The sequence below is a fragment of the Alicycliphilus denitrificans K601 genome (assembly GCF_000204645.1).
GTDB classification, from domain to species: Bacteria; Pseudomonadota; Gammaproteobacteria; order Burkholderiales; family Burkholderiaceae_C; genus Alicycliphilus; species Alicycliphilus denitrificans.
The window spans coordinates 14,906-40,344 of record NC_015422.1; the positions used below are offsets into that span (position 1 = coordinate 14,906).

Here is a 25,439-nt window from a genome sequence, read left to right on the forward strand (position 1 = left end):
AAAGACGCTCAGGGCGCCAGGTCTTCGGGGCAATCGATCTCCATGTCCAGCAGCATCTGCGCGTAGCACTTGCCCAGCGGGTCCGAGCGCAGGCTGCACGAGCCGCCGCCGCCCAGCGCGCGGCGCAGCACGAAGTTGAAGGCGCCCAGGCCCGGCAGCTCGTAGCGCTGCACCGGCCCCTGCACCAGGTGGGCGAAGTACTGAAGCACCCGCTCGGCGGTGAGCTGCCCGCGCAGCACCGGCAGCCATTTCGGATCGCGGGCCATCAGGCCGATGTTGGCGTCGTCGCCCTTGTCGCCGCTGCGGCCGTGTGCGATGCGGCCCAGCGCGATGCGCACCGTGGGGCCGCTGGCAGCGGCGCCTGCGGCCGTGGCCTCGGGCGGATTGGGCGCGGCCGGCGCCGCCGCGGCATCGGCCGCTTCGACCGCCGCCGGCGCTTCGTCCGGCGCGGCCTGCACCTGCACCGCAACCGCCGCCTTGGGCAGCAGGAACGAGGCGGTGCGGATGATGCTCTGCACGTCGGAGCGGCCGCCGAAATGGCTGCGCGTGCCCGGCCCCATCGAGGTGCCGGCGGAAGAGGCCTCTTTCTGCAGGAAGGCCAGCGCGCGCCTGTCGCGGTGCCGGGCGGCGATGCGCAGCACGATCTCGCGGCTGTCGGCCACGCGCCGGTGCGGTCCGTACATGGATTCGGCGCCCAGCAGCTCGACCAGGGTGTCCTCGTAGTCGGCGAAGCCCGCCGCCTGCATCTGCCGGCGCGTGCGTGCCAGCAGCGCGTCGGCCGTGCGCTGCGCCTTGGCCAGCGCGCGCTGGCCGCGGATGGCCATCATGATGGCGATGTGCCAGCCCTGCTGGTAGGTGGCCGTGACCTTGTAGCGGCCGCCGGGCGCGCGGCCGCGCGCACCCTGCACGCGTACGCGCCCTCCGTCCAGGTCGGTGATCGCGACCTGCGTGAAGTCGCACACCACGTCGGGCAGCTCGTAGGCCGCGGGGTCGCCGATCTCGTACAGCAGCTGCTCGCCCACCGTCTGCCGCGTGACCAGCCCGCCCGCGCCCTCGGGCTGCGACAGCTCGAAGCTGCCGTCGGCCTGCAGCCGCACCAGCGGGTAGCCGATGTCGGCCCAGTCGGGCACCTGCTCCCAGTCGGTGAACAGGCCGCCCGTGGCCTGCGCGCCGCATTCCACCAGATGGCCCGCGAGGCTGGCCTGGGCGAGCCGGTCGTAGTCCGTCATGCGCCAGCCGAACTCATGGATGGCGATGCCCAGCAGCGAGGCGCTGTCCACGCAGCGGCCCGTGACCACGATGTCGGCGCCCGCAGCCAGCGCCTGCGCGACGGGCGCCGCGCCCAGGTAGGCGTTGGCCGACATCAATGCGGGCAGGTCCGCCGTGGCCTCGTCGCCCCAGGGCTCGAACCGGGGCTGCAGGTCCAGCACGTCGTCGCCGGTGACGATGGCCACCTTCAGGTCCACGCCCTGCTCGCGCGCCAGCGCCAGGATGGCGTCGCGGCAGCCCGCGGGGTTCAGGCCGCCGGCGTTGGAGACCAGGCGCACGCCCTTGGCCTTGATCTCGCGCAGGTGCGGTCCGACGGCGGCGGTGACGAAGTCCGTCGCGTAGCCCAGCTCCGGCGCGCGCAGCCGGGCGCGCTGCAGGATGGACATGGTGGTCTCGGCCAGATAGTCGAACACCAGGTACTGCAGCCCGGGCTGGCGCAGCAGCTGCGGCACGGCGATCTGCGAGTCGCCCCAGAAGCCGGAGGCGCCTCCGATCAGAACGGTTTGATTCATGGCGTCTCCTTCTCCTCTTCACTGTCCACTTCCAGGACGGCCTGGCCGGCGTCGAGCTGCTGGCCCTCGCCCACGTGCAGCCGCGCGATGCGGCCCGCGCAGGGCGCGGCCAGCGGCATTTCCATCTTCATGGACTCGATGACGACCAGCGGATCGCCCTGCGCCACGCTCTGCCCCTCGCCTGCGAGCACCGCGATCACGCGGCCGCTCATGGGCGCGCGCAGCAGGCCGCTGCCCTGCCGGGCGCCGGCGGCCTCGAAGCGCTCGACGCGCTCGAAGACGAAGGCGTCGGCGCCGTCCTGCACCCACAGCCGGCCCGCGGCCTCCTGCCAGCACGCCAGCTCGCGGTAGATGCCGTCGATGGCCAGCCCCAGGCGGGCGCCGCCTGCCTCGTCGTGCCAGCGCAGATGGGCTATCTGCCAACTGGATGCCTGCGCATCCTCGGCTGCTGCCTTGCCCGGCGCACGTTCGCTGCACTGCAGCACCAGGCCCGCGGCACCGGACGCCAGCGTGCATTGCACGGCCTTGCCGTCGGCGCCGGCGGTGGCGTCGCGCAGCCACAGCGAGCGCCCGCCCAGGCGCTCCGCCGGCCCGGCCATGGCGGTCTTCACCGCGCCGCCCAGCACCAGCGCCGCCGCGGCCAGCGCGTGCGCCGAGGGCGCGCGCCGCCAGAACGGCTGCTGCAGGTCCTCTTGCGCCAGGAAGTCCGTGGTCACCTGGCCTTGCGCGAAGCGCGGGTGCCGCAGGCAGCGCGCCAGGAACCCCAGGTTGGTGCGCACGCCCAGCGCCGTGGTGCGCTCGCAGGCGCGCGCCAGCTGGGCGATGCAGGCCTCACGGCTCTCGCCCCAGGCCATGAGCTTGGCGACCATCGAGTCGTAGAACGGGCTGATCGCCATGCCGCTCGCCAGCGCGCTGTCGGTGCGGATGCCGGCGGGCGCTTGCCACTCGCCCACGGTGCCCACCTGCGGCAAAAATCCGGCCCAGGGGTCTTCGGCGCACAGGCGCAGCTCGATCGCGTGGCCCTTGAGCCGTACGTCCTGCTGGCCGAAGGTCAGGGCCTCGCCCTGGGCCACGCGGATCTGCTGCTCCACCAGGTCCAGCCCCGTGACCAGCTCGGTCACGCCGTGCTCCACCTGCAGGCGGGTGTTCATCTCCATGAAGTAGAAGCGCTTCTGGTCGTCGAGCAGAAACTCCAGCGTGCCCACGCCGGTGTAGCCGATGGCCTCGCAGGCCTGGCGCGCCACCTGGCCCATGGCCTCGCGCAGTGGGGCATCGACCGCGGGCGAAGGCGCCTCCTCGATCAGCTTCTGGAAGCGCCGCTGCGTGGAGCAATCGCGCTCGCCCAGGTGCAGGCAGCGGCCGTGCTCGTCGCACAGCACCTGCACCTCGATGTGGCGGCCACGCTCGATCGCGCGCTCGATGATGATCTCGCCGGAGCCGAAGGCGCCCGCCGCCTCGGACTGCGCCTGGCGGAACATCTCGGCCAGGTCGCCCGCCTCGCGCACCACGCGCATGCCGCGCCCGCCGCCACCGGCCGCGGCCTTGAGGATGACCGGAAAGCCGATGCGCCGCGCCGCCGCGGCGATCTGCTCCTGCGTGGCGCAGCCCTGCTCGCCCGGCACCGTGGGCACGCCCGCGGCCTGCATGGCCTGCTTGGCCTGGGCCTTGTTGCCCATCAGCGCGATCACCCGCGCCGAGGGGCCGACGAAGACCAGGCCCGCATCGGCCACGGCCTGCGCGAACTCGGCGTTCTCGGACAGAAAGCCGTAGCCCGGGTGGATGGCCTGGGCGCCGGTGCGGCGGCAGGCCTCGATCAGCGCGGCGCCGTTGCGGTAGCTCTGGTCGGCCGGCGTGGGGCCTATGTGCACGGCCATGTCCGCCGCGCGCACGTGCGGGCCGTGCGCGTCGGCGTCGGAATACACGGCCACCGTGCGCAGGCCCATGCGCCGCGCAGTGCGCAGAATGCGCAGGGCGATCTCGCCCCGGTTGGCCACGAGCAGCGTGTCGAAACGCATCGTGCGTCCTCCCCGCTCAGGCCCGCTTGGGCAAAATACCCATGTGCTTGCAGATGATGGTCAGCATGATCTCGTCGGCCCCGCCGCCGATCGAGATCAGGCGCAGGTCGCGCCAGGCGCGCGAGACCTTGTTCTCCCAGGTGAAGCCCATGCCGCCCCAGTACTGCAGGCACGAGTCCGTCACCTCGCGGCACAGGCGCCCGGCCTTCAGTTTCGCCATCGAGGCCAGCTCGGTCATGTCGCCGCCACCCATGTGCACCTGAGCCGCGCGGTAGATCAGCGAGCGCAGCATCTCCACCTCGGTCTTGAGCTCGGCCAGGCGAAAGTGCACCGCCTGGTTGTCGAGGATGGAGCGGCCGAAGGCCTTGCGCTGGCGCGTGTACGCGATGGTCTCGTCGATGACGTTGGACAGCGCCGTCACGCGCCGCGTCGCGCCGCTCAGGCGCTCTTCCTGGAACTGGCGCATCTGGTAGGTGAAGCCCTTGCCCTCCTCGCCGATGCGGTAGCGCTGCGGCACGCGCACCTCGTCGAAGAAGACCTGCGCGGTGTCGGACGCCCACATGCCCACCTTCTTGATCTTCTGCATGCTGATGCCGGGGCGCAGCTTGCCGTTCTCGCGCAGCGGCAGGCAGATGAGCGACTTGTTGCGGTGCACGTCGCCCTCGCTAGTGTTGGCCAGCAGGCACATCCAGTCGGCCTGCGTGCCGTTGGTGATCCACATCTTGGAGCCGTTGATGACGTAGTCGTCGCCGTCCTTGCGCGCCGTGGTCTTGAGCGATGCCACGTCCGAGCCCGCGCCCGATTCGGAGACGCCCAGGCACACCACCATGTCGCCCGCCACCGTGGGTTTGAGGAACAACTCGCGCAGCTCGTCCGAGCCGAAATGCGTGAGCGCCGGCGTCGCCATGTCGGTCTGCACCGCGATGGCCATGCCCACGCCGCCCGAGCTGATGCCGCCGATGGCCTCGCAGAAGGCGATCTCGTAGCTGTAGTCCAGCCCCATGCCGCCAAACTCCACGGGCTTGTTCACGCCCAGGAAGCCGGCCGAGCCCAGCTTCTTGAACACCTCGTGCGCGGGGAAGATCTCGGCCGCCTCCCACTCGTCCACGTGCGGCTCGATCTCGCGCTCGATCAGCTTGCGCACGCTGTCCTGCAGGGCGATATGGTCGGAAGTCATCATGATCTGGTCTCCTTTGAAAAAATGTGAGCTGCCAGCGCCCTTCATCCCTTGTTTCTGGAATGAAAAGTGCCTGAAAACCTTTAGTGACAAGCGCTGGCAGCTCTCTTTTTTGAGCCGCCGCGCCGCACCCGCTACAGGCGCGCCACGCCGAACTGCATGGGCTGCACCGCGCGCTCGCGGGCGTCAAAGGCAGTGGCCAGCGCCATGCCCAGCCAGGCGCGGGTCTCGCGCGGGTCGATCACCCCATCGTCCAGCAGCAGGCTGCTGGTGTGGATGGCGCTGGACTGCGACTCGAAGGTATGGACGATGGCCCGGCTCTCGGCCGCCAGCGCCTGTTCGTCGACATCCTTGCCGCCGCGCCGGGCGGCGTTCTCGGCCACGGTGCGCATGGTCATCGCGGCCTGCTCGCCGCCCATCACCGCCGTCCTGGCGTTGGGCCAGGAGAACAGCAGGTCGGGCTTGAAGGCGCGCCCGCACATGCCGTAGTTGCCCGCGCCGTACGAGGCGCCGCACAGCACCGTGAAGCGCGGCACCGGCGCGTTCGACAGCGCCTGGATGAGCTTGGCGCCGTGCTTGATCATGCCGGCCTCCTCGTGCCTGCGCCCCACCATGAAGCCGGTGATGTTCTGCAGGAAGACCAGCGGCCGGCCCAGCTGCACGCACAGCTGGATGAACTGCGCCGCCTTGTTGGAGCCGTCGCTGTCCAGCGGGCCGTTGTTGGTCAGGATGCCCACCGCATGCCCCTCGATGGCCGCGTAGCCGCACACCGTGGCCGGGCCGAACCGCTCCTTGAACGCGTGGAACTCCGAGCCGTCCACCAGCCGCGCGATCACCTCGCGCATGTCCACGGGCGTGCGCATGTCGGCGGGCATGATGGCGAGCAGCTCGTCGGCGTCGTGCAGCGGGGGCGCCGCCTGCGGCGCGGGCGCGCCATGCCAGCCGATGCGCTGCATGATCTCGCGCACGCGCATGATGCCGTCCAGGTCGTTGTCGGCCACGTAGTCGGCCAGGCCCGACACGGCGGCGTGCATGTCGGCGCCGCCCAGCTCCTCGTCGCTCGCCTCCTCGCCGGTGGCGGCCTTGAGCAGCGACGGCCCGGCCAGGTAGGCATGGGCCTGGCCGCGCACCATCACCACGTAGTCCGACAGGCCCGGCAGGTAGGCACCGCCGGCCGCCGACGAGCCGTGGATCAGCGCCACCACCGGCAGCCCCGCGGCCGACAGCCGCGCCAGGCTGTAGAACATGCCGCCGCCCACGACGAAGCGCTCGACCCGGTACTTGCGCAGGTTGCCGCCCGCGCTCTCCACCAGCTGCACGAAGGGCAGCTTCTGGGCCAGCGCAATCTCCTGCGCACGGATGAGCTTCTGCCCCGTGAGCGCCTGCATCGCGCCGGCGCTGATGCCCGAATCGTTGACCGCCACCATGCAGCGCACGCCGCTGATGTGGCCTATGCCCACGATCAGCGCGCTGCCGGGCACGCTGGTCGCCGGGTTGGGATCCTCCAGGCCGCAGTAGCCCGACAACGTCATCAGCTCATAGAAGGGCCTGTCGGCATCGAGCAGATGCGCGAGCCGCTCGCGCGGCAGCAGCTTGCCCTGCGCATGGAAATGCCGGGCCGAGCGCGCGGAGCGCTCCACCGCCCGCTGCTCCAGCCGTCTCACCTCGTCGATGCGTTCGAGCATGTGCGCGCGGTTGCGCTGCGCGCCGCCCGATGCCTGACCGGTGCCGGTCTTCTCTGCCATCGTTGCGTCTCCTGTGCTGAAGTGAGGCCCATCATGGCGAACGACGCGGCAGGTTTCCAACAATAACTTTGCCGCCCATCCACAAGAAACTCTTATGAATGAGGACTGCGCTCAAAGGGTCTCGCGGCGATCGAAGCCCGCGGGCAGGCCGGACAGCTGCGCCGCGTCCGCCTCCTGCACGTCCACGCGCTCCACGCGCGCAGCGGGCGGGCCCGCGCGGGCCCAGTCGATGAGCACCTGCACGGCCGGGGCGGGGCCGGCGGCCAGGGCCTCCACGCTGCCGTCGCTGCGGTTGCGCACCCAGCCCCGCACGCCCAGGCGCCGGGCGGCCTCGATCATGGACTGGCGGTAGTACACGCCCTGCACCCGTCCATGGATGTGCAGGTGCCGGGCAATGGTGGCATTGGCTTGGGACATGGCACTGCACTGTAGAGCGTTGGTGGCATGCTCTCCCCCATGCACGCACCGCGCAAGGCACTGCCCGCCATCGACCCGGACCGCTGCACCGGCTGCGGCTGGTGCGTGGCCGCCTGTCCGCCGCACGTGCTGTCGCTGCAGGTGCAGGGCATGGAGCGCTTCGGCGCCAAGCGCTCGGTGCTGCACGACGCGCCAGGCTGCACCGGCTGCGCGCTGTGTGCCCTGCGCTGCCCGTTCGACGCCATCCGCATGGTGCGCACCACGGCGCGCCGCGGCGAGCACGGCCAAGACATCGAGGCCAAAGTGGATTAAGGCGCTTGATTACCAAGCGCCTGCAGCTATCGATACGGGAGCATCGAGGGTTGTAGCAGCGGCTGCGCTACACTGCGCGCCATGCCGTTCCAGCCCGCACGCACCGCCAACCGCCCCGCCCCCATGGGCGCGTCGCCGGCCTGCGCGCGCGGCGTAGACGCACGAATGATTAGCACCATGACCACCGCGGCTGCCTAGCGCACGCGCAGGTGGCCGCACCGGCGGCCGCCTGGTGTCTCATTCCCCCTCCGAACGAAACCCAGCCCCGGCCGCTGGGTTTTTTTTCGGGCCTTCGCCGCCCTCGTTTGGAGAAAACCATGTTCCTAGAACCCCAGCCCAGCCTCTTGCCCGAAACGCGCGCCCACGCGCCGGCCACGCCCCCTGCCCTGCGTGTGGGCATGATCGGCATGGGCACCGTGGGCGCCGGCGTGTGGCGCGTGCTGCGGCGCAACCAGGCGCTGATCGCGGCGCGCGCGGGGCGGCCCATCGACATCGTCGCCGTGGCCGCGCGCACCCCCGCCCGGGCGGCGGCCGTGCTGGAGGGCGCGCCGGGCGTGCGCCTGCTGGCCGACCCCATGCGGCTGGCCACCGATCCCGGCGTGGACGTGGTGCTGGAGCTGGCCGGCGGCAGCGGCGCCGCGCGCGGCTGGGTGCTGGCCGCGCTGGCCCACGGCAAGCACGTGGTGACGGCCAACAAGGCCCTGCTGGCCGAGCATGGCGAGGAGCTGGCCACGGTGGCCGCGCGCCATGGCCGCACGCTGGCCTACGAGGCGGCCGTGGCCGGCGGCGTGCCCGTCGTCAAGGCGCTACGCGAGGGCCTGGCGGCCAACCGTATCCACGCGCTGGCGGGCGTGCTCAACGGCACCAGCAACTACATCCTCACGCGCATGCAGGCGGGCGGCCTGGACCTGGCCGCCGCGCTGGCCGAGGCCCAGGCCCTGGGCTACGCCGAGGCCGACCCGGCCCTCGACGTGGACGGCACCGACGCCGCCCACAAGCTCGCGCTGCTGGCCGCCAACGCCTTCGGCATGCCCGTGCGGCTGGACGCGGTGCACGTGGAGGGCCTGCGCGGCCTGCGGCAGGGCGACGTGGCGGCGGCCGCGCAGCTGGGCTATGCGGTCAGGCTGCTGGCCATCGCGCGCCGCGGCGCGGAAGGTGTTGAGCTGCGCGTGCATCCCGCCCTGGTGCCGGAGCGCCACGCGCTGGCGCGGCTTTCCGGCGCGGCCAACGGCCTGCTAGTGCAGGGCGATGCCGCCGGGGAAGCGTTCTACGGCGGCGCGGGCGCAGGCGGCGAACCCACGGCCTCGGCCGTGCTGGCCGACCTGGTGGACCTGGCGCGGCTGCCCGCGGGCGCCCACGCGCGCGCCGGCGTGCCCACGCTGGGCGTGCACAGCCGCGCGGCGGAGCAGCCCGCGCCGCTGCCCATGGCGCAGGTGCGCACGCGCCATTTCCTGCGCCTGCTGCCGGGCCCGGCGCTGAACGAGGCCGAGGCGCTGCGCCTGCTGGCGCGCGCGGGCCTGTCCGTGCAGCGCCGCGCCTGGGGCCCGGCGCCGGAGGGCGGCGCGGCGCCCACGCTGCTGCTGCTCACCGCACCCGCCCCGGACGCCGTGGCCGCGCACGCGGCCGCGCGGCTGCACGAGCGCACCGGCGCCATAGTGCGGCGGCTGCGGGTGGAGGACTTCAGTTCTCCGGAATATGCATGAAATCGGCCTCTAGCGCCCTATTCATGAGCGCAAGCAGCTATTTTTCATATAGCAATAGAACCCGCAGGCCGGCGGTCCGTGGCCCGCGATCGGCTACCATTGCTGGATGAAAAAACAGTGGCACCCAAGCCGCCGTTGACGTCACCCCATCCTCCATCCATGTCCACGCAGCCATGGGCCGGCCAGGCCCTGCAATCGTTCGAGGCGGTAGTGCAGTCCACCGCCGGCTTTCGCGTGCGCGAGGGCCAGCGGCGCATGGCCGAGCAGGTGGCGCAGACCTTCGCCCAGGCGCAGCTGGGCAAGCTGGAGGACGAGGACTCCCAGCCCCGGCGCGCCATCGCCGTGGTGCAGGCCGGCACGGGCGTGGGCAAGTCGCTGGCCTACAGCGTGCCGGCCATCGCCATGGCGCTGGCGCGCGGCACGCGCGTGCTGATCTCCACGGCCACGGTGGCGCTGCAGGAGCAGCTGGTGCACAAGGACCTGCCGGCGCTCGCCGCGCGCATGGAGCAGCCCTTCCAGTTCGCGCTGGCCAAGGGGCGCGGGCGCTACGTGTGCAAGCTCAAGCTGGAGCGCCTGGCCGGCGGCGCCGCGGGCGGCGAGGATGGGGTGCCCGACGACGACCTGTTCCCCGAAGAGGCCGCGGCGCAGCGACAGCGGCCGCGCCACGACGCCGAGGCGCGCATGCGCTTCTACGCCAGCATGGCCGACGCGCTGGCCACGGGCGGCTGGGACGGCGACCGCGACACCCTGGACAGCCCGCCCGAGCCGGAGGCCTGGAGCCCGGTGGCGGCCGAGGCGAGCTCGTGCACCGGCAAGCATTGCCCGCTGTTCAGCCAGTGCACCTACTACGAGCGGCGCAAGGCCCTGGTGGCGGCGCAGGTCATCGTGGCCAACCACGACCTGCTGCTGTCGTCGCTGGGCGCGCGGCTGCTGCCCGAGCTCGACAACTGCCTGCTCGTGATCGATGAGGCGCACCACCTGCCCGCCACGGCGCTGCAGCAATTCGCCTGCGAGGCCGACCTCTCGCGCCTGACCTGGATCGACAAGCTCGCCAGTCGCGCGCTGCGCATAGGCCAGCTGGTGGAGGTGGAGGAGATCGCCGACATCCCCAACCATGCCGCGCGCCTGCGCGCCGCGCTGCAGGACGCGGCGCGGCTGGTCATGGACCTGTACGGCGAACAGCTGCGCGCTCCCTTGCCGGGCCGCCGGCAGTTCAGCGCCTCCATGCCCACGCGAGCCCGCGTGCAGGGCGGCGTGCTGCCCGAGGCGCTCGCCGAGCCCTTCTCCCAGGCCGCGCACCATGCCGGGGGCTTTCTGGATGCCCTGCGCGCCATTGCCAAGGCGCTGCGCGGCGAGATGCGCGACAAGCCAGACGAGGCACGGCGCCTGTCGCAGCTGTACGCGCAGATCGGCGCGCTGGCACCGCGGCTGGAAGGCGTGCACGCCGCGGCCCAGCTGCTGCTGCAGGACGCGCCCGACGGGGCGGTGCCCGCCGCGAAGTGGTTCACGCTGGAGACCGACGGCGACTTCATCGTCGTGCGCGCGCACGCCAGCCCCGTGCTGCCCGGGTCCACGCTGCAGAACCACCTGTGGTCGGCCGTGCGCGGGGCGGTGCTCACATCGGCCACGCTCACGGGCTGCGGGCAGTTCGACTTCTTCCTGCGCGAAGCCGGCCTGTGGGGCGACGATGCCGTGACCACGCTGGCCGTGCCCAGCCCCTTCGACTACGCGCTGCAGGGCACGCTGGTGGCCACCGAGACCCGGGCCGAGCCGCGCGACGCCCAGGCCTTCACGGCCGAGATGGTGGACGCCCTGCTGTCCGACCTGGCCCTGGTCGAGGCCGGCGCGCTGGTGCTGTTCACCTCGCGCGAGCAGATGCGCCAGGCCGTGGACCTGCTGCCCACCGCCATGCGCGGCGCCGTGCTGGTGCAGAACACCCTGCCCCGCCCGCAGCTGCTGGCGCGCCACCGCGAGCGCGTGGCCGACGGCCTGCCCTCCATCATCTTCGGCATGCAGTCCTTCGGCGAGGGGCTGGACCTGCCCGGGCGCCTGTGCGAGTCGCTCTTCATCACCAAGCTGCCCTTCGCCCCGCCCGACGACCCCGTGGGCGAGGCGCGCGCCGAATGGCTGCGCGGCGCGGGGCGCGACCCGTTCAGCGAGCTCGTGGTGCCCGCCACCGCCATACGCCTGGCGCAATGGGTGGGCCGCGCGATACGCACCGAGGAAGACCGCGCCCACGTGTACTGCTACGACAAGCGCCTGGTGCGCACGGGCTACGGCCAGCGCCTGCTGGCAGGCCTGCCGCCGTTCGCGCTGCAGCGGCGCGCGGCATAGACAATCCACGCCATGCCCTCCCCCATCGCCGTCATCGACTTCGAGACCACCGGCATGACCCCGGCCCAGGGCGCGCGCGCCACCGAGGTGGCCATCGTGCTCATGGAGGGCGAGCGCGTCGTGGACCGCTTTGCCAGCCTGATGAAGACGGGCGTGTGGATACCGCCCTTCATCACCCGGCTCACGGGCATCACCAACGCCATGGTGGATGCCGCGCCCGCGGCCGAGTCGGTGATGCGCGAGGCCGCGCGCTTCGTGGGCGACGCGCCCATGGTGGCGCACAACGCGGCATTCGACAGCAGGTTCTGGCAGTCCGAGCTGCGGCATGCGGGCCTGGACGCGCCCCACCCGTTCGCCTGCACGGTGCTGCTGTCGCGCCGCATCTACCCGGACGCGCCCAGCCACAGCCTGGGCCGGTTGACCGACCACCTGGGCCTGCCGCGCACGGGCCGCGCCCACCGCGCGCTGGCCGACGCCGAGATGGCCGCCGCGCTGCTCGCGCGCATGCAGCACGAGCTGTGTCGGCGCTTCGGCCTGGACTGGCCCGATCACGCGCTGCTCATGCGGCTGCAGCGCTGCGCGCGCCAGTCCATGGGCCGGATGCTGCTGGAGCAGCGCCAGATCGCCAACGCAAGCGGCTGACCGCAGCCCCTGGCGCATGCCGGTCTTTTGCGCACCGCGCGGCAGTGGCTGCTACGCTTGGGCGCCATGCGCAGCCTCGCACTCCCCGCCCTGATGCTCGCGGCCGGCCTGCTGGCGGCCGGCTGCGGCACGGCGCCGCACGGCGCGCCGCGCGCCAGCGCCTACCCCCGCCTGTCGTCCGAGCAGTCGAGCGACATCGCCATCCACGCGCTGGGGCTGGTGGGCACGCCCTACCGCTATGGCGGCAACACGCCCGACGGCGGCTTCGACTGCAGCGGCCTGATCGGCTACGTGTACGGCAGCCGCGCCGGCGTGGCGCCGCCGCGCACGGTGGCCCTGCTGAGCGGCTTCGGCGAGCCGGTGGATGAGGACGAGCTGCGCACCGGCGACCTGGTGGTGTTCGGCGGCAGCCGGCCCACGCATGCGGGCATCTACGTGGGCGGGGGGCGCTTCGTGCACGCGCCATCGACGGGCGGCACGGTGCGGCTGGACCACCTGCAGTCGCGCTACTGGGCGCAACAGCACGCGAGCTTCAGGCGGCCCTGAAGCCGCCCGGATGTGCCAAAGGGGAAAATGGCGGGATCATGACCCTGACCGACCGACCCCACCCCACGCCCTCCACGCACGACACCACGCGCATCGACGACCTGCGCATCAAGGCCGTGCGCCCCCTGATCACGCCCGCCATCCTCGAGGAATGGCTGCCCGCGTCCGATGCCGCGCAGGCGCTGGTGGAGGAGAGCCGCCTGCAGATCTCGCGCGTGCTGCACGGGCAGGACGACCGGCTCATCGTCGTCGTCGGCCCCTGCTCCATCCACGACCACGACCAGGCCATGGAGTACGCGCGGCAGCTTTTGGCCCAGGCCCGCGCGCTGGCGCAGGACCTGCTGATCGTGATGCGCGTGTACTTCGAGAAGCCCCGCACCACCGTGGGCTGGAAGGGCTACATCAACGACCCGCACCTGGACGGCAGCTTCGCCATCAACGAGGGCCTGGAGCGCGCCCGCGCGCTGCTGCTCGACATCCTGGCGCTGGGCCTGCCCGTGGGCACGGAGTTCCTGGACCTGCTCTCCCCGCAGTTCATCAGCGACCTGGTGAGCTGGGGCGCCATCGGCGCGCGCACCACCGAGAGCCAGAGCCACCGCCAGCTCGCCAGCGGCCTGTCCTGCCCCGTGGGCTTCAAGAACGGCACCGACGGCGGCGTGAAGGTGGCGGCCGACGCCATCCAGGCCGCGCAGGCGCCGCACGCCTTCATGGGCATGACCAAGATGGGCCAGGCCGCCATCTTCGAGACGCGCGGCAACCGCGACTGCCACGTGATCCTGCGCGGCGGCAAGGCCCCCAACTACGGCGCGGCCGACGTGCAGGCCGCCTGCGATCTGCTGGAGAAGGCCGGCCAGCGCGCGCAGGTGATGATCGACCTGTCGCACGCCAACAGCAGCAAGCAGCACGCGCGCCAGATCACCGTGGCGGCCGAGGTGGCCCGGCAGATCGCCGCGGGCGACGCCCGCATCACCGGCGTGATGATCGAAAGCCACCTGGAGGAAGGCCGCCAGGACATCGTCCCCGGCCAGGCCCTGCGCCACGGCGTTTCGGTGACGGACGCCTGCATTAGCTTCGCACAGACGGTGCCGGTGCTGGAGCAGCTCGCGGCCGCCGTGCGCGCGCGGCGGGCCGCTGCTTCCTGATTGATAGCTGCTTGGGCTTGATGGATGGGCGTTGGATGCGAATTTTCCTGAGATCCTTTAGCACACGGCCGAGGGTGTATTCCGGAGCCGACATGGATTTCCCCACCATGATGTAACATTACGTAAAAATAATCTCGCTTGCTCGCCCTCGCGGCGTGAGGAGCCCCATGCCGTGCCACTGAACCGTCCTGCCCCGTCGCGTGAAGACCCTGCCGTTGCCGCAGGTGACGCAGCGCCCTCAGAGCCTGTTCAAAGTCTTTTCATGGAGCCCGCATGGCAGCAAACCGTCACGATCTAGGCGCCCGCCGCAGCCCATGCTGGCGGCCTGGGCAAGGGGGGCAACGACGAGCGTGGCGGTTTGCTGCCATGCCCGAAGGGTTGCCTCGCTTGAAGCCCGTCTGCGGCGTTGCAAATCCTCGCCGGGCCACCAGCCCGGCTGCGGTGTGCGCCTTGCAGCCGAGCCCCCAGCGAGACAACGGGCTCCATGAAAAGACTTTGAACAGGCTCTGAAGAGAAAGAGCATGGCCGCAGGCTCGCGTTTCTTGCACCCGCCCCCCGGCACCGGCCGGCGCATGACACCGGGCCCCGCCGCATGACCGACATCAGCGCCATCGAGCTCATGGAGCGGCAGACGCAGGAAGAGGCTCTGGCCCACGCGCACCTGCTGCGCGTGCAGCAGCGCATCGCCGACCTGCAGCAGCCCCTGGAGCAGGTGCTGGAGCAGGCGGCGCGCGCCGCCTGCGAGATCACAGGGGCGGCGGGGGCCGTGATCGCGCTGCGCGGGGAGGCGCCGCTGGACGTGCAGGCCCGCGCGGGCGAAGCGCCCCGGCCCCCGCCAGAGGCCGCCGAGGCGCTGTGGCGGCGCCTGGAGCAGCTGCCGGGCGAGGCCGGCGACATGTCCGCCGACCATGTGCAGGACACGGAGGAAGGCGCGCCGGCCCGCCACTTCGTCGCCATGCCGCTGCGCACGGGCCCGCTGCTGGCCGGCATGCTGCAGGTGATCGCGGCGCCGGGCCAGGGCTTCGCGCCGCGCCACCTGGGGCACCTGCACGTGCTGGCCGAATCCCTGGGCGCGATGGTGCAGCTGCGCCGCGTGCACGGCCAGCTGTGCGCCTCCGAGCGGCAATACCGCAGCCTGTTTGCCGAGCACCCCCAGCCCATGTGGGTCTGCGAACGCGACAGCCTGCGCCTGCTGCTCGCCAACCACGCCATGGCGCGGCAGTACGGCTACGACGCGCACGAGCTGCCGGGCATGGACATGCGCATGCTCTGGGCGCCGGAACACCGGGACGAGGCTGACAGCGCCATGACCATGTGCTCCGACGAGCGGGCCGCCCGCTCCCCGGCGCTCGCGCCCACCGTCTGGCACCACATGCGCAAGGACGGCACGCGCATCGACATGGAGGTCTTCGTCGGCGACACGGAGTTCGACGGCCGCCCCGCATGGCAGATACTGGCCAACGACATCACCGAGCGCTACCGCATCGAGGAGGAGCTGGCGCGCCTGAACCGGGCCAAGCGCCTGCGCAGCGCCTGCAGCGAGACGCTGGTGCGCGCCACCAGCGAGTCCGACCTGCTGCACGCCGTGTGCCGCGCGGCCGTGGAGATCGGCGGCTACCGCATGGGCTGGGTGGGCATGGCGCGCAACGACTCGCGCAAGCGCATCGAGGTCGTGGCGCATGCCGGGGCCGCCCGGGAGTACCTGGAGCATATGCAATTGAGCTGGTCGCCGCAGGAGAATGGCGGCCAGGGCCCGGCCAGCGTGTGCCTGCGCAGCGGCCGCACGGTGATCGTGCGCGACGTGCAGGACAGCCCGGCCCTCAAGGGCTGGACCGAACGCATGGCCCGGCTCGGCCTGCATGCCGTGGTGTGCCTGCCGCTGCGCGACGCGCGGCGCACCTTCGGCCTGCTCACGCTGTCCGCGCCCCAGGTGCTACACGTGGGCCCGCAGGAGACGCAACTGCTCGAAGCCATGGCCGCGGACCTGGCCTTCGGCATCCAGAACCTGCGCGCCCGCGCTGAACAGCAGCGCCTGCAGGCCGCCATGGTGAAGGTGGCCACGGCCGTCTCGGCCGGCACGGGAGGGGCGTTCTTCGAGCGCCTTGCGCACCACATGGCCGACACGCTCTCGGCGCAGGTGGCCTGCGTGGTGCGGCTGCAGGCGCCCGTGCAGGGCGAGCCCCTGCAGGCTGTGACGCTGTCGCACGTCTGCGGCGGCGTGGCGCAACCCACGGGCGCATACGCGCTCGACGGCACGCCCAGCCAGGAGCTGCTGCGCCAGGGCCAGCTCGTGATCCGCGACCACCTCACGCAGCGCTATCCCCGCGATGCCGTGCTGGCGCGCGCCGGCGTGCGCAGCTACGTCGGCCGCCAGCTCGCCAGCAGCGACGGCACGCCCATGGGCATGGTCATGGTGATGTTCCGCGAGCCGCTGGCGCAGGTGGAGTTCGTCTGCAGCGCGCTGCAGATCTTCGCCGCGCGCGCGTCGGCCGAGCTGCAGCGCCAGATGGACGACGCGCGCATACGCCACCAGGCATCGCTGCTGGACAGGGCGCGCGACGCCATCATCGTGCGCGACCTGGAGCACCGCATAACCTTCTGGAACGAGGGGGCCGAGCGCATGTACGGCTGGAGCCGCGAGGAGGCGCTGGGGCGCTCCATGGCCAGCCTGCTGCACCACGACCCCGAGGACTTCCTGCACGCAACCGCCCAGGTGCTGCAGCACGGCGACTGGAGCGGCGAGATCGTGCAGCGCTCCCGCAATGGCCGCTCCATCGAGGTCGAAGGGCGCTGGACCCTGGTGCGCAACGACCAGGGCGAGCCCGAATCCATCCTGGCCATCGACTCCGACATCGGGCCGCGCAAGAGCCATGAGCGCGAGATCCAGCGCCTGGCGTTCTTCGACCCGCTCACCGGCCTGCCCAACCGCGCGCAGTTCATGCAACGCATGGGCCATGCCCTGGCCACGGCCCGGCGCCAGCACCAGGGCGGGGCGCTGCTGTTCATCGACCTGGACAACTTCAAGACCTTGAACGACACCCTGGGCCACGACCAGGGCGACCGGCTCCTGCAGCTGGTGGCCCAGCGGCTCTCCACCTGCGTGCGCAGCGTGGACACGGTGGCACGCCTGGGGGGCGACGAGTTCGTGGTCCTGCTGGAGCAGCTCACCGCCCACGCCGCCACCCTGGCCGAACACGCCAACAAGGTCGGCGAGAAGATCCTGAACGTGCTGTGCGTGCCCTATGCGCTGGCCGGCCACCAGTACCGCAGCACGCCCAGCATCGGCATCGCGCTGTTCGACGACACGCCGACCAGCATGGGCGATCTGCTCAAGCAGGCCGACCTGGCCATGTACCAGGCCAAGAACGCGGGGCGCAGCACGCTGCGCTTCTTCGACCCGGGCATGCAGCGGGCGGTGGACGAGCGCGCGACGCTGGAGGCGGACCTGCGCAACGCACTGTCGCAGCAGGAATTCACGCTGCACTACCAGCCCCAGGTGGACTCCCGCGGAGGGATCCTGGGCGTGGAGGCCCTGCTGCGCTGGACCCACCCTCAGCGCGGCATGGTCTCGCCCGCGCAATTCATCCCCGTGGCCGAAGAGACCGGCCTCATCCTGCCGCTGGGGCGCTGGGTGCTGCACAAGGCCTGCACCCTGCTCGCGGCCTGGCAGAAGTTCCCCGGCCTGGCGCACCTGACCATGGCGGTCAACGTGAGCTCGCGCCAGTTCCGCGACCCGGGCTTCGTGGGCGACGTAGCGCGCGTGCTGGCCGTCACCGGGGCGCCGTCGGCGCAGCTCAAGCTCGAACTGACGGAAAGCCTGCTGGTGGAGGACATGGTGTCCACCATCGCCACCATGGAGGCGCTGCGCGCCCACGGCGTGGGCTTCTCGCTGGACGACTTCGGCACGGGCTATTCATCGCTGGCCTATCTCAAGCGCATGCCGCTGGAGCAGCTCAAGATCGACCGCAGCTTCGTGCGCGACCTGCTCGCCGACGAGAACAACGCGGCCATCGTGCGCACCATCGTCGCCCTGGCGGCCAGCCTGGGCCTGAGCGTCATCGCCGAGGGCGTGGAGACCGACGAGCAGCGCAACTGGCTCACCCGCGCCGGCTGCACCGTCTACCAGGGCTATTTCTTCAACCGCCCGCTGTCCTCGGACCGGCTGGACGGTCTGCTGCGCTCCTATCTCGGCCCGCCCGGCGGGCTGGATTGATCTAGCATCAAAAGTGCCTCCAGTGCTTTCTGCAAAAGCGCTTCATGCTACTTTTTCTATAGTAATTCAGGCATCGTCGCTGCGCACGAACGATTCCAGCCCCTTGACCATGCGCGCGAGCTGCGGGCCGATCTCCTGCTCCAGCAGCTCGCGCGGGAACTTGCTGGCCGAGCCGCCCGCGTTGAAGGTGATCACGCGCCCGTCGGGCTGGCGGATGGCGGCGCCCACGCCGGCGATGTCGGTCTGCCAGTCGCGCACCACCACGGTGAAGCCGCGCGCCTGCCAGTGGGCGCAGCCGGCCTCGATGGCCTCGCGCAGCCGCGGCCAGCGCGCGGGCTCGGCCTGGCGGACCTCGGCCAGCAGCCGCTCGCGCTCGCGTGGCTCCATCACGGCCAGCAGCGCGTGGCCCATGGCCGTTTCCGCGACCGGGATGCGCGAGCCCAGGTCCAGCCCCAGCGACAGCGGCGCGCCCGAGCGGCAGTTCTCCACGTACAGCACCGACAGGCCATTGCGGATGCCCAGCGACACCGAAATGTCGTAGCGGTCCGCCAGGTCCTGCATGTAGGGCCGCGCGATGCGCCGCAGCTTGAGGTTGGACACCATGGTGATGCCCAGCGCCGCCACGCTGTCGCCCAGCGCGTACTTGCCGCTCTCGCGCGAATGGCGCAGGTAGCCCAGCACGCACAGCGTGTAGGCCAGGCGCACCACCGTGGGCTTGGGCAGGCCGGTGCGCGCGGCGATCTCGGCGTTGGCCAGCCACTTCTCGTCCATGTGGAAGCAGGCCAGCACGTCCAGCCCACGGGCCAGCGCGGTCACGAAGCGGCGGCTGTCCGCTCCCTCGTCGAAGTCGATTTGCCGGGTTCTGGCCATGATTTTCTCCAATTAATTTCTCTAAGCGGAATTATTTCATGAGTCAATAGATGAGGTTTTTTGAGGATTTCCCTATTAATTCAAAAACTCATCTGAGAGATACTGTCCATGCTTCCTGCAAAATTCTGTTTTGAATTCCGCAGAGAGAAACCATCCACCATACAGCTTCCCGTCCCGAGGCACTCCATGACCCGACCCCTCTTCTCCCGCCGCACCCTGGCCCTGCTGCTGGCCGCCGGTTTCGCCGCCGGCCCCGCCCTGGCGCAGGCCGACCGCTTCCCGAACCGCCCGATCAAGGTGCTGATCGGCTTCACGGCCGGCGGCTCGACCGACGTGCCGTTCCGCGTGCTCGCAGAGAACGCCTCCAAGATCCTGGGCCAGCCGGTCATCATCGAGAACAAGCCCGGCGCCGGCGGCGTGCTGCCCGCGCAGATGATGCAGAACACCCCCGCCGACGGCTACACGCTGGCGCAGATCCCGCTGCCGGTGTTCCGCCTGCCGTACACGCAGAAGATCAACTGGGACCCGGCCACCGACCTGCAGTACGTGATCGGCCTGGCCGGCTACGCCTTCGGCCTGGTGGTGCCCGCGGACTCGCCCATCAAGTCCATGCAGGACTACATCGCCTACGCCAAAACCCACCCCGGCAAGCTGAACTACGGCACGCCGGGCGCGCTGACCACGCTGCACCTGACAATGGAGAACATCGCCATGCAGGCGGGCGTGACGCTCAACCACATCCCCTTCAAGGGCAACTCCGAATCGCTGCAGGCGGTGCTGGGCGGGCACGTGATGTCGGTGGCCGACACGCCCGGCTGGGCGCCCTACGTGGAGCAGGGCAAGCTGCGCCTGCTGTCCACCTGGGGCGACAAGCGCTCGGCCAAGTTCCCGAACACGCCCACGCTCAAGGAGTCGGGCATCAACCTGGTGCAGACCTCGCCATTCGGCCTGGCCGCGCCCAAGGGCACGGATCCCAAGGTCGTGCAGGTGCTGCACGACGCGTTCAAGAAGGCCATGGAGATGCCCAACTACAAGGAATCCCTGGCCAAGTTCGACATGGACACCTACTACATGGACAGCGCCACCTACCGCCAGTACGCGCTGGACACGATGAAGACGGAGAAGGTCATCATCGACAAGCTCGGGCTGGGCAAGTAGGCGGCTGCCCTCAAGGCAGCGTCAGCGTCTCGACCTGCGCAAGAGCACGCGAGGCGCCGCCCAGGCGCGCGGCCAGGTGCTGCGCGCGCTTGAGGAGCAGGTGCGCGTCGTGCTCCCAGGTGAAGCCCATGCCGCCGTGCACCTGGATGGCAGTGCGCGTGGACTGCAGGGCGCCGTCGATGGCCGTGTACTCGGCCACGGCGCAGGCGAAGCGGGCGTCCGGCAAACCGCCATCGAGCGCGGCCGTGGCGTAGAGCACGGCCAGGCGGGCGTTGTCCACGCCCATCCAGGCATTGGCCAGCTGGTGCTTGAGGGCCTGGTAACTGCCGATGGGTTTTCCGAACTGCACGCGTTCCTTCGCATGGGCGCTGGCCATGTCGAGCGCCGCTTGACCTACGCCCACCAGCTCGGCCGCCAGCATCAGCCGGTGGGCGGCGCGGGCATGCATGCGCTGCCGCGCCGGAACGTCCAGCGTGTGCCACTGCAGCGGCATCCGGGCTGCGGCGCCCTGGCGCAGCGTGGGGTCCAGCGCCGGCGCAGCGGCCACTTGCGCGGCGTCCACCAGGGCGATCCGCAGTGGCGCCGCGCCATCGTGCCAGCCGCGCACCACGACGATGTCGCTGCACTGGCCCGCATGGTCCCACCAGGCGTCGGTGTCGGCCACGCAGTGCAGGGCGCGCGTGCCGGCCGTGGCGGCCTGCGCCGCGTCGCGCAGCACGGAGGGCGCGTCGTTGGGCGCGGCTTTGAACCACAGCGCGAGCAGCACGGCGCTGCTGGCCCAGGGTAGGTTCAGCAGCTGGCGGCCCGCTTCCTCGGCCACCAGACTGGCTTCTGTCAGCCCCAGTTCCAGGCCGCCGTGCGCTTCGGGCAGCAGCAGGGCCATCCAGCCCATGGCCGCCATTTCCTTCCACAGCCGCTGCTGCGCGCCGTCGCTCCAGGGCAGGGCACGGCGCGCGCGCGCCAGCGGATGATGGTCGGCCAGGAAGCGGCGGGCCGATGCCTGCAGCATCTGCTGCTCTTCGTTCAATGCGAAATCCATGGGGTCACCTCGGCAGGCCCAGCATCTGCTCGGCCAGGATGTTGCGCTGCACTTCCGAGGTGCCCGCGAGGATGGTCTCGGCGCGCGTCCACAGGTAGTCGCGCGCCCACAGCGCCGCGGCCGGGTCGGCGCCCGCGGGCCCGGGGCCTTGCAGGGTCCGCTCGCCCAGCAGTTCCATGGCAATGCTCATCATCTTCTGGTGCGCTTCGCTCCAATGCAGCTTGGCGGACGAGCCCTCTGCCCCCGGCGGGCCGCCGCGCAGCGCATGGGTGAGCGCGCGCAGGCCCTTGAGCCTGAGCACATGGCTGTCCACGGCCAGGCGGGCGATTTCGCGGCGCAGGTGCGGGTCCTGCAGCGCGCTTTCGCCGCCCTCGCGGGAAATGCCCGCCGCGAGCCGCGCGAGCGCCTCGACCTCCTGCGCGAAGCGCACCTGGCGCGGGATGAAATAGGTGCCGCGCTCGAAGCTCGCGGCCGCCATGGCCAGGCGCCAGCCGCCGTTCTCCTCGCCCACCAGGGCATCGAGCGGCACGCGCACGTCCTCGAAGAAGACCTCGTTGAAGTCGGCCTCGCCGGTGATCTGGCGGATGGGCTCCACGCGCACGCCGGGGCTCTTCATGTCGACCAGCAGGAAGCTGATGCCCTTGTGGCGCTGCGCGCCGGGGTCGGTGCGGGCCAGCACGAAGCAATGGTCGGCGATGTGCGCGAACGAGGTCCAGATCTTGTGGCCGTTGAGCACGTAGTGGTCGCCCCGGCGCTCGGCGCGCGTGGCCAGCGCCGCCAGGTCGGAGCCCGCGCCGGGCTCGGAATAGCCCTGGCACCAGATGTCGCGGTTGGCGAGGATGCCGGGCAGGTAGCGGGCCTTCTGCGCCGCACTCGCGAAGTGGATCAGCGTGGGGGCGAGGATGCCGTGGCCGATGATGTTGACGCCCAGCGGCGCGCCGATGCGCGCCTGCTCCTCGTGGAAGATGGCCTGCCGCGTGAGCGGCCAGGCCTTGCCGCCGTACTCCAGCGGCCAGCCCAGGCCCGACCAGCCGGCCCGGCACACGTAGTCCTCCCAGGCGCGGCGCCAGGCCAGCTCGTTGGGATCGGGCTGGACGGGCCAGCCGGCCTTGAAACGCGGGTAATGGGTCTCGAACCATTCGCGCAGCGTGAGGCGGAAGGCTTCGTCTTCCGCCGGGTAGCCCACTTGCATGCTTGTTTCTCTTCTCGGTTTTCCCTCCCTCGGGAGGTGGGGGAAGTCAATCCGCCTTGGCGCCCGAATCCTTGACCACCTTGGCCCACTTGACGATGTCCCGCTTGATGAAGTCGGCGAACTGCTGCGGCGTGTTGCCGATGATGTCCAGGCCCAGCGCGCGGAATTTGTCCTGCACCTCGGGCTCCTTGAGCACTTCCATCAGCTCGGCATGGAACCTGTTCACCGCGGCGGCAGGCGTGCCTGCGGGCGCCACGAAGCCCAGCCAGGGCATGGCCTCGTAGCCGGGCAGGCCGGATTCGGCGACGGTGGGCACGTCGGGCAGCAGCTTGGAGCGCTGGGCCGTGGTCACGGCCAGCAGGCGCGTCTTGCCGTCCTTGACGAACGGGCCGGAAGAGGCCCAGGCGTCAAACATGACCTGCAGGTTGCCGCCCACCAGGTCCATCAGGGCCGGAGCGCTGCCCTTGTAGGGCACATGGGTCATCTTCACGCCGGCCATGGTGTTGAACAGCTCGGACTCCAGATGGGTCGAGGTGCCCGCACCCACCGAGCCGTAGTTGGCCTTGCCGGGGTTGGCCTTGACCCAGGCGATGAGCTCGGCCACGTTCTTGACGGGGATGCTGGGGTGCACCTGCAGCACGTGGACCACGGAGGCGACCAGCGAGATCGGCGTGAAGTCCTTGACGGGGTCGTAGTTGACCTTGGCGTAGAGCGCCGGCGCAATGCCCAGCGAGGAGGCGGCCAGCAGCACGGTGTGGCCGTCGGGCTGCGCCCTGGCCACATGCTCGGAGGCGATCATGGTGCCGGCGCCGGGCTTGTTCTCCACGATCACGGGCTGGCCCAGTCGCTTGTTCAGGCGCTCGGCCAGGGTGCGCGCCATGATGTCGGTGGCACCACCGGGCGCGAACGGCACGACGATGGTGACGGGCTTGCTGGGGTAGTTCTGGGCCTGGGCAGGGCCGCACAGGGCCGCGGCGGCGAGGGCGATGCCCGCCATCAGTTGCTTGATCATGGGTCTGTCTCCTGGTGCTTGTGGTGGTGAAAAAAAGTCATTGGCCCGAGGGGATCGCCAGCGCGTCGAGCATGCAGGCCCCCTGGCCCGCCTCCTTGACGAGCAGCGGATTGACCTCGACCTCGGCCACCTGGTCGCCCAAGGCGAGCACGGCGCGCGAGAAGGCGGCGATCGCAGCGCACGCGGCATCCACGTCGCCCGGCGGGCGGCCACGGTAGCCGGCAAGCAGCGGGAAGGCCTTGAGCTCGCCCAGCATCTCGCGGGCCATGGCCTCGTCCACGGGCAGCACGCGGTGGCTCACGTCCTGGTAGAGCTCGGTCAGCACGCCGCCCAGGCCGACGGTGAGCGTCATGCCGAACACCGGGTCGCGCGTGGCGCCCACGATGAGCTCGGCCACGCCCGATTCCATCCTGCAGACGAGGATGCCCTCGATGCGCGCCCGCGGGTCGTGGCGGCGGCAGCTGGCCAGCACTTCGCCGAAGGCCTGGCGCACCTGGGCGGCATCCGCCAGGCGCAGGCGCACGCCGCCAGCCTCGGTCTTGTGGGCGATGTCGGGCGACAGCACCTTGATCACTACCGGATAGCCGATCGCATCAGCCGCCGCCGCCGCTTCGTCGGCCGTGGCGGCCACGCGCTCGGGGGCGGCGGGCACGCCATGCTGCGCGAGCAGCCGCTTGGTGCGGTATTCGTCCAGGCTGTCCGGCAGTGCCGCGCGGGCAGGGGCGGATTGCCGGCGCACGGCCATCCAGCGGTTGCGCCGGCGCCGCTCCTGCCACAGCAGGAAGGGCGCGAGCGCCGAGGTCGCCACGCCTATGTCCTCGAACACCGGCACGCCGCCGGCGCGCAGCTGCTCGCGCGCCGTGGCGGCGCCGGTGTCTATGGCCACGAACAGCTTGGGGTACTGCCGAGACACGGCGCACAGGTCGTCGGCCATGCGGTCGAGCAGGTAGCCCGGCGCGTAGACGAGCACGGTGTCCACCGCATCGCTTTGCGCCAGCGCCTGCATGGCCGTGCGCACGAAGCCGGGGTCGTTGACCACGTTGCCCGTCACGTCCACGGGGTTGGAGACCATGCCGTAGTCGGGAATGCCCGCGCGCAGCTGGTCCTGCAGCGCCTGCGGCAGCGTGGGCACATCCAGGCCCGCGCCGATGAACTTGTCGGCCAGGATGGCGCCCAGCGCGCCGCTGATGGTGATGATGGCCACGCGCCGGCCCGCGCGCCTGTGGCGGTAGCCCGCCAGGTGCGCCAGCTGCGCCATCTGCACGAAATCGTGGCTCTGGATGATGTCCAGCTGCCGGAAGGCGGCCCGGTAGATGGCCTGGTCGCCCGCCAGCGCCGAGGTGTGCGAGCGCACGGCCTGCGCGCCCTTGTCGGTCTCGCCCGCCTTGTAGAGGACGAGCAGCTTGTCGCGCCTGGCGAACTCCTCGGCCGCGGCGATGAAGCGCGGGCCGTCGCGCAGTTCCTCCATGTAGCCCACGCAGACCTGCGTGGCAGCGTCCTGCGCCAGGTATTCAAGGTACTGCGCAAAGTCCACGCAGGCCTCGTTGCCGGTGTTGATGAAGTGGCTGAAGTCCACGCCCAGGCGCCGCGCAATGGCATACACCGCCGCGCACACGTTGCCGCTTTGCGTGAGCAGGCTCACGCTGCCGGGGCCCTGTTGCATGGGCGCGGTGTTGAACACCGAGGCGAAGCTGGTGTGCGCCTGGCTGTTCAGGTTGGCGAAGCCCATGGCATTGGGGCCCGCGACCACCATGTCCGTGCCGGCGACGAAGGCTTCCAGCTCGGCCTGCAGCGCCGCGCCCTGCGCGCCCGCCTCGGCAAAGCCCGCAGCGTAGACGATGGCGGCGCGCACGCCCTTGGCCGCGCAGCGCCGGAGCATGGGCAGCACGTCCTGCGCGGCGATCGCCAGCACCGCCAGGTCGGGCGCGGCGGGCAGGGCCTCGATGTCGCGCCAGCAGCGCAGGCCGAACACTTCCTCGTACTTGGGGTTGATGGGGTAGATCCGGCCGGCGTAGCCGAACCTCGTCAGGTGCGCCAGCGGCATGCCGCCGATGCGCGCGGGATTGCTGCTGGCGCCCACGATGGCAATGGATGCCGGGTTCAGCAGTGGTTCCAGGCGGTGCGTCGTCATGGGTGCGGCG

18 protein-coding genes are annotated in these 25,439 nt (G+C 71.1%); 8 read left to right on the forward strand and 10 right to left on the reverse strand.

Going from position 1 to position 25,439, the window contains the following annotated elements; all coding sequences use genetic code 11:
• Positions 1 to 8: 8 nt before the first annotated feature.
• The 5 genes from ALIDE2_RS00085 to ALIDE2_RS00105 form a co-directional block, all read right to left on the reverse strand.
• On the reverse strand, positions 9 to 1,781 hold the full coding sequence (locus ALIDE2_RS00085) for an acyclic terpene utilization AtuA family protein (RefSeq protein ID WP_013516935.1): 1,773 nt from the start codon (positions 1,779 to 1,781) through the stop codon (positions 9 to 11).
• Positions 1,778 to 3,796, reverse strand: a complete 2,019-nt coding sequence (locus ALIDE2_RS00090; protein ID WP_013721121.1) for an acetyl/propionyl/methylcrotonyl-CoA carboxylase subunit alpha — start codon at positions 3,794 to 3,796, stop codon at positions 1,778 to 1,780. The genes ALIDE2_RS00085 and ALIDE2_RS00090 overlap by 4 nt, the downstream gene beginning before the upstream one ends.
• A gap of 16 nt (positions 3,797 to 3,812) precedes the next feature.
• Positions 3,813 to 4,976, reverse strand: coding sequence for an acyl-CoA dehydrogenase family protein (locus tag ALIDE2_RS00095; RefSeq protein WP_013516937.1), 1,164 nt, complete (start codon positions 4,974 to 4,976; stop codon positions 3,813 to 3,815).
• Positions 4,977 to 5,107: 131 nt separating this feature from the next.
• Positions 5,108 to 6,718 (reverse strand): acyl-CoA carboxylase subunit beta, encoded by a 1,611-nt coding sequence (locus ALIDE2_RS00100; RefSeq protein WP_013721122.1) that lies wholly within the window; start codon positions 6,716 to 6,718, stop codon positions 5,108 to 5,110.
• A 111-nt stretch (positions 6,719 to 6,829) separates the two neighbouring features.
• The gene (locus ALIDE2_RS00105; protein ID WP_013516939.1) at positions 6,830 to 7,135 is read right to left on the reverse strand and encodes an acylphosphatase; all 306 of its coding nucleotides are present in this window, start codon (positions 7,133 to 7,135) and stop codon (positions 6,830 to 6,832) included.
• A gap of 39 nt (positions 7,136 to 7,174) precedes the next feature.
• Between ALIDE2_RS00105 and ALIDE2_RS00110 the strand changes: the two genes are divergently transcribed.
• The 7 genes from ALIDE2_RS00110 (at position 7,175) to ALIDE2_RS00140 (ending at position 18,027) form a co-directional block, all read left to right on the forward strand.
• Positions 7,175 to 7,447, forward strand: a complete 273-nt coding sequence (locus tag ALIDE2_RS00110; protein ID WP_174764487.1) for an ATP-binding protein — start codon at positions 7,175 to 7,177, stop codon at positions 7,445 to 7,447.
• Between the two features lie 317 nt (positions 7,448 to 7,764).
• The gene (locus tag ALIDE2_RS00115; protein ID WP_013721123.1) at positions 7,765 to 9,150 is read left to right on the forward strand and encodes a homoserine dehydrogenase; all 1,386 of its coding nucleotides are present in this window, start codon (positions 7,765 to 7,767) and stop codon (positions 9,148 to 9,150) included.
• Positions 9,151 to 9,309: 159 nt separating this feature from the next.
• Positions 9,310 to 11,484: an ATP-dependent DNA helicase DinG gene (gene dinG, locus ALIDE2_RS00120; RefSeq protein WP_013516942.1), complete on the forward strand. Its 2,175-nt coding sequence runs from the start codon at positions 9,310 to 9,312 to the stop codon at positions 11,482 to 11,484.
• Between the two features lie 12 nt (positions 11,485 to 11,496).
• Positions 11,497 to 12,126 (forward strand): 3'-5' exonuclease, encoded by a 630-nt coding sequence (locus tag ALIDE2_RS00125; RefSeq protein ID WP_013721124.1) that lies wholly within the window; start codon positions 11,497 to 11,499, stop codon positions 12,124 to 12,126.
• Positions 12,127 to 12,192: 66 nt separating this feature from the next.
• On the forward strand, positions 12,193 to 12,672 hold the full coding sequence (locus tag ALIDE2_RS00130) for a C40 family peptidase (RefSeq protein WP_013516944.1): 480 nt from the start codon (positions 12,193 to 12,195) through the stop codon (positions 12,670 to 12,672).
• 38 nt (positions 12,673 to 12,710) lie between these two features.
• A complete protein-coding gene (locus ALIDE2_RS00135; RefSeq protein WP_013516945.1) occupies positions 12,711 to 13,814 on the forward strand; it encodes a 3-deoxy-7-phosphoheptulonate synthase in 1,104 nt (367 codons plus the stop codon).
• A 592-nt stretch (positions 13,815 to 14,406) separates the two neighbouring features.
• The gene (locus tag ALIDE2_RS00140; RefSeq protein WP_013516946.1) at positions 14,407 to 18,027 is read left to right on the forward strand and encodes an EAL domain-containing protein; all 3,621 of its coding nucleotides are present in this window, start codon (positions 14,407 to 14,409) and stop codon (positions 18,025 to 18,027) included.
• Between the two features lie 66 nt (positions 18,028 to 18,093).
• Here ALIDE2_RS00140 and ALIDE2_RS00145 read toward each other — a convergent pair whose 3' ends face one another.
• The gene (locus ALIDE2_RS00145; RefSeq protein WP_013721125.1) at positions 18,094 to 18,897 is read right to left on the reverse strand and encodes an IclR family transcriptional regulator; all 804 of its coding nucleotides are present in this window, start codon (positions 18,895 to 18,897) and stop codon (positions 18,094 to 18,096) included.
• Positions 18,898 to 19,083: 186 nt separating this feature from the next.
• On the opposite strand from ALIDE2_RS00145, the gene ALIDE2_RS00150 reads away from it, so the two are divergent.
• Positions 19,084 to 20,055: a tripartite tricarboxylate transporter substrate-binding protein gene (locus ALIDE2_RS00150; protein WP_013516948.1), complete on the forward strand. Its 972-nt coding sequence runs from the start codon at positions 19,084 to 19,086 to the stop codon at positions 20,053 to 20,055.
• Between the two features lie 10 nt (positions 20,056 to 20,065).
• Here the strand turns inward: ALIDE2_RS00150 and ALIDE2_RS00155 are convergent, their stop codons facing one another.
• The 4 genes from ALIDE2_RS00155 to ALIDE2_RS00170 are packed head-to-tail and all read right to left on the reverse strand — an operon-like array spanning position 20,066 to position 25,429.
• Positions 20,066 to 21,094 (reverse strand): acyl-CoA dehydrogenase family protein, encoded by a 1,029-nt coding sequence (locus ALIDE2_RS00155; RefSeq protein ID WP_013721126.1) that lies wholly within the window; start codon positions 21,092 to 21,094, stop codon positions 20,066 to 20,068.
• A gap of 4 nt (positions 21,095 to 21,098) precedes the next feature.
• The gene (locus ALIDE2_RS00160; protein WP_013516950.1) at positions 21,099 to 22,286 is read right to left on the reverse strand and encodes an acyl-CoA dehydrogenase family protein; all 1,188 of its coding nucleotides are present in this window, start codon (positions 22,284 to 22,286) and stop codon (positions 21,099 to 21,101) included.
• Between the two features lie 46 nt (positions 22,287 to 22,332).
• Positions 22,333 to 23,298: a tripartite tricarboxylate transporter substrate binding protein gene (locus ALIDE2_RS00165; RefSeq protein WP_013516951.1), complete on the reverse strand. Its 966-nt coding sequence runs from the start codon at positions 23,296 to 23,298 to the stop codon at positions 22,333 to 22,335.
• A gap of 37 nt (positions 23,299 to 23,335) precedes the next feature.
• Positions 23,336 to 25,429: an acetate--CoA ligase family protein gene (locus ALIDE2_RS00170; protein WP_013516952.1), complete on the reverse strand. Its 2,094-nt coding sequence runs from the start codon at positions 25,427 to 25,429 to the stop codon at positions 23,336 to 23,338.
• Positions 25,430 to 25,439: the final 10 nt, after the last annotated feature.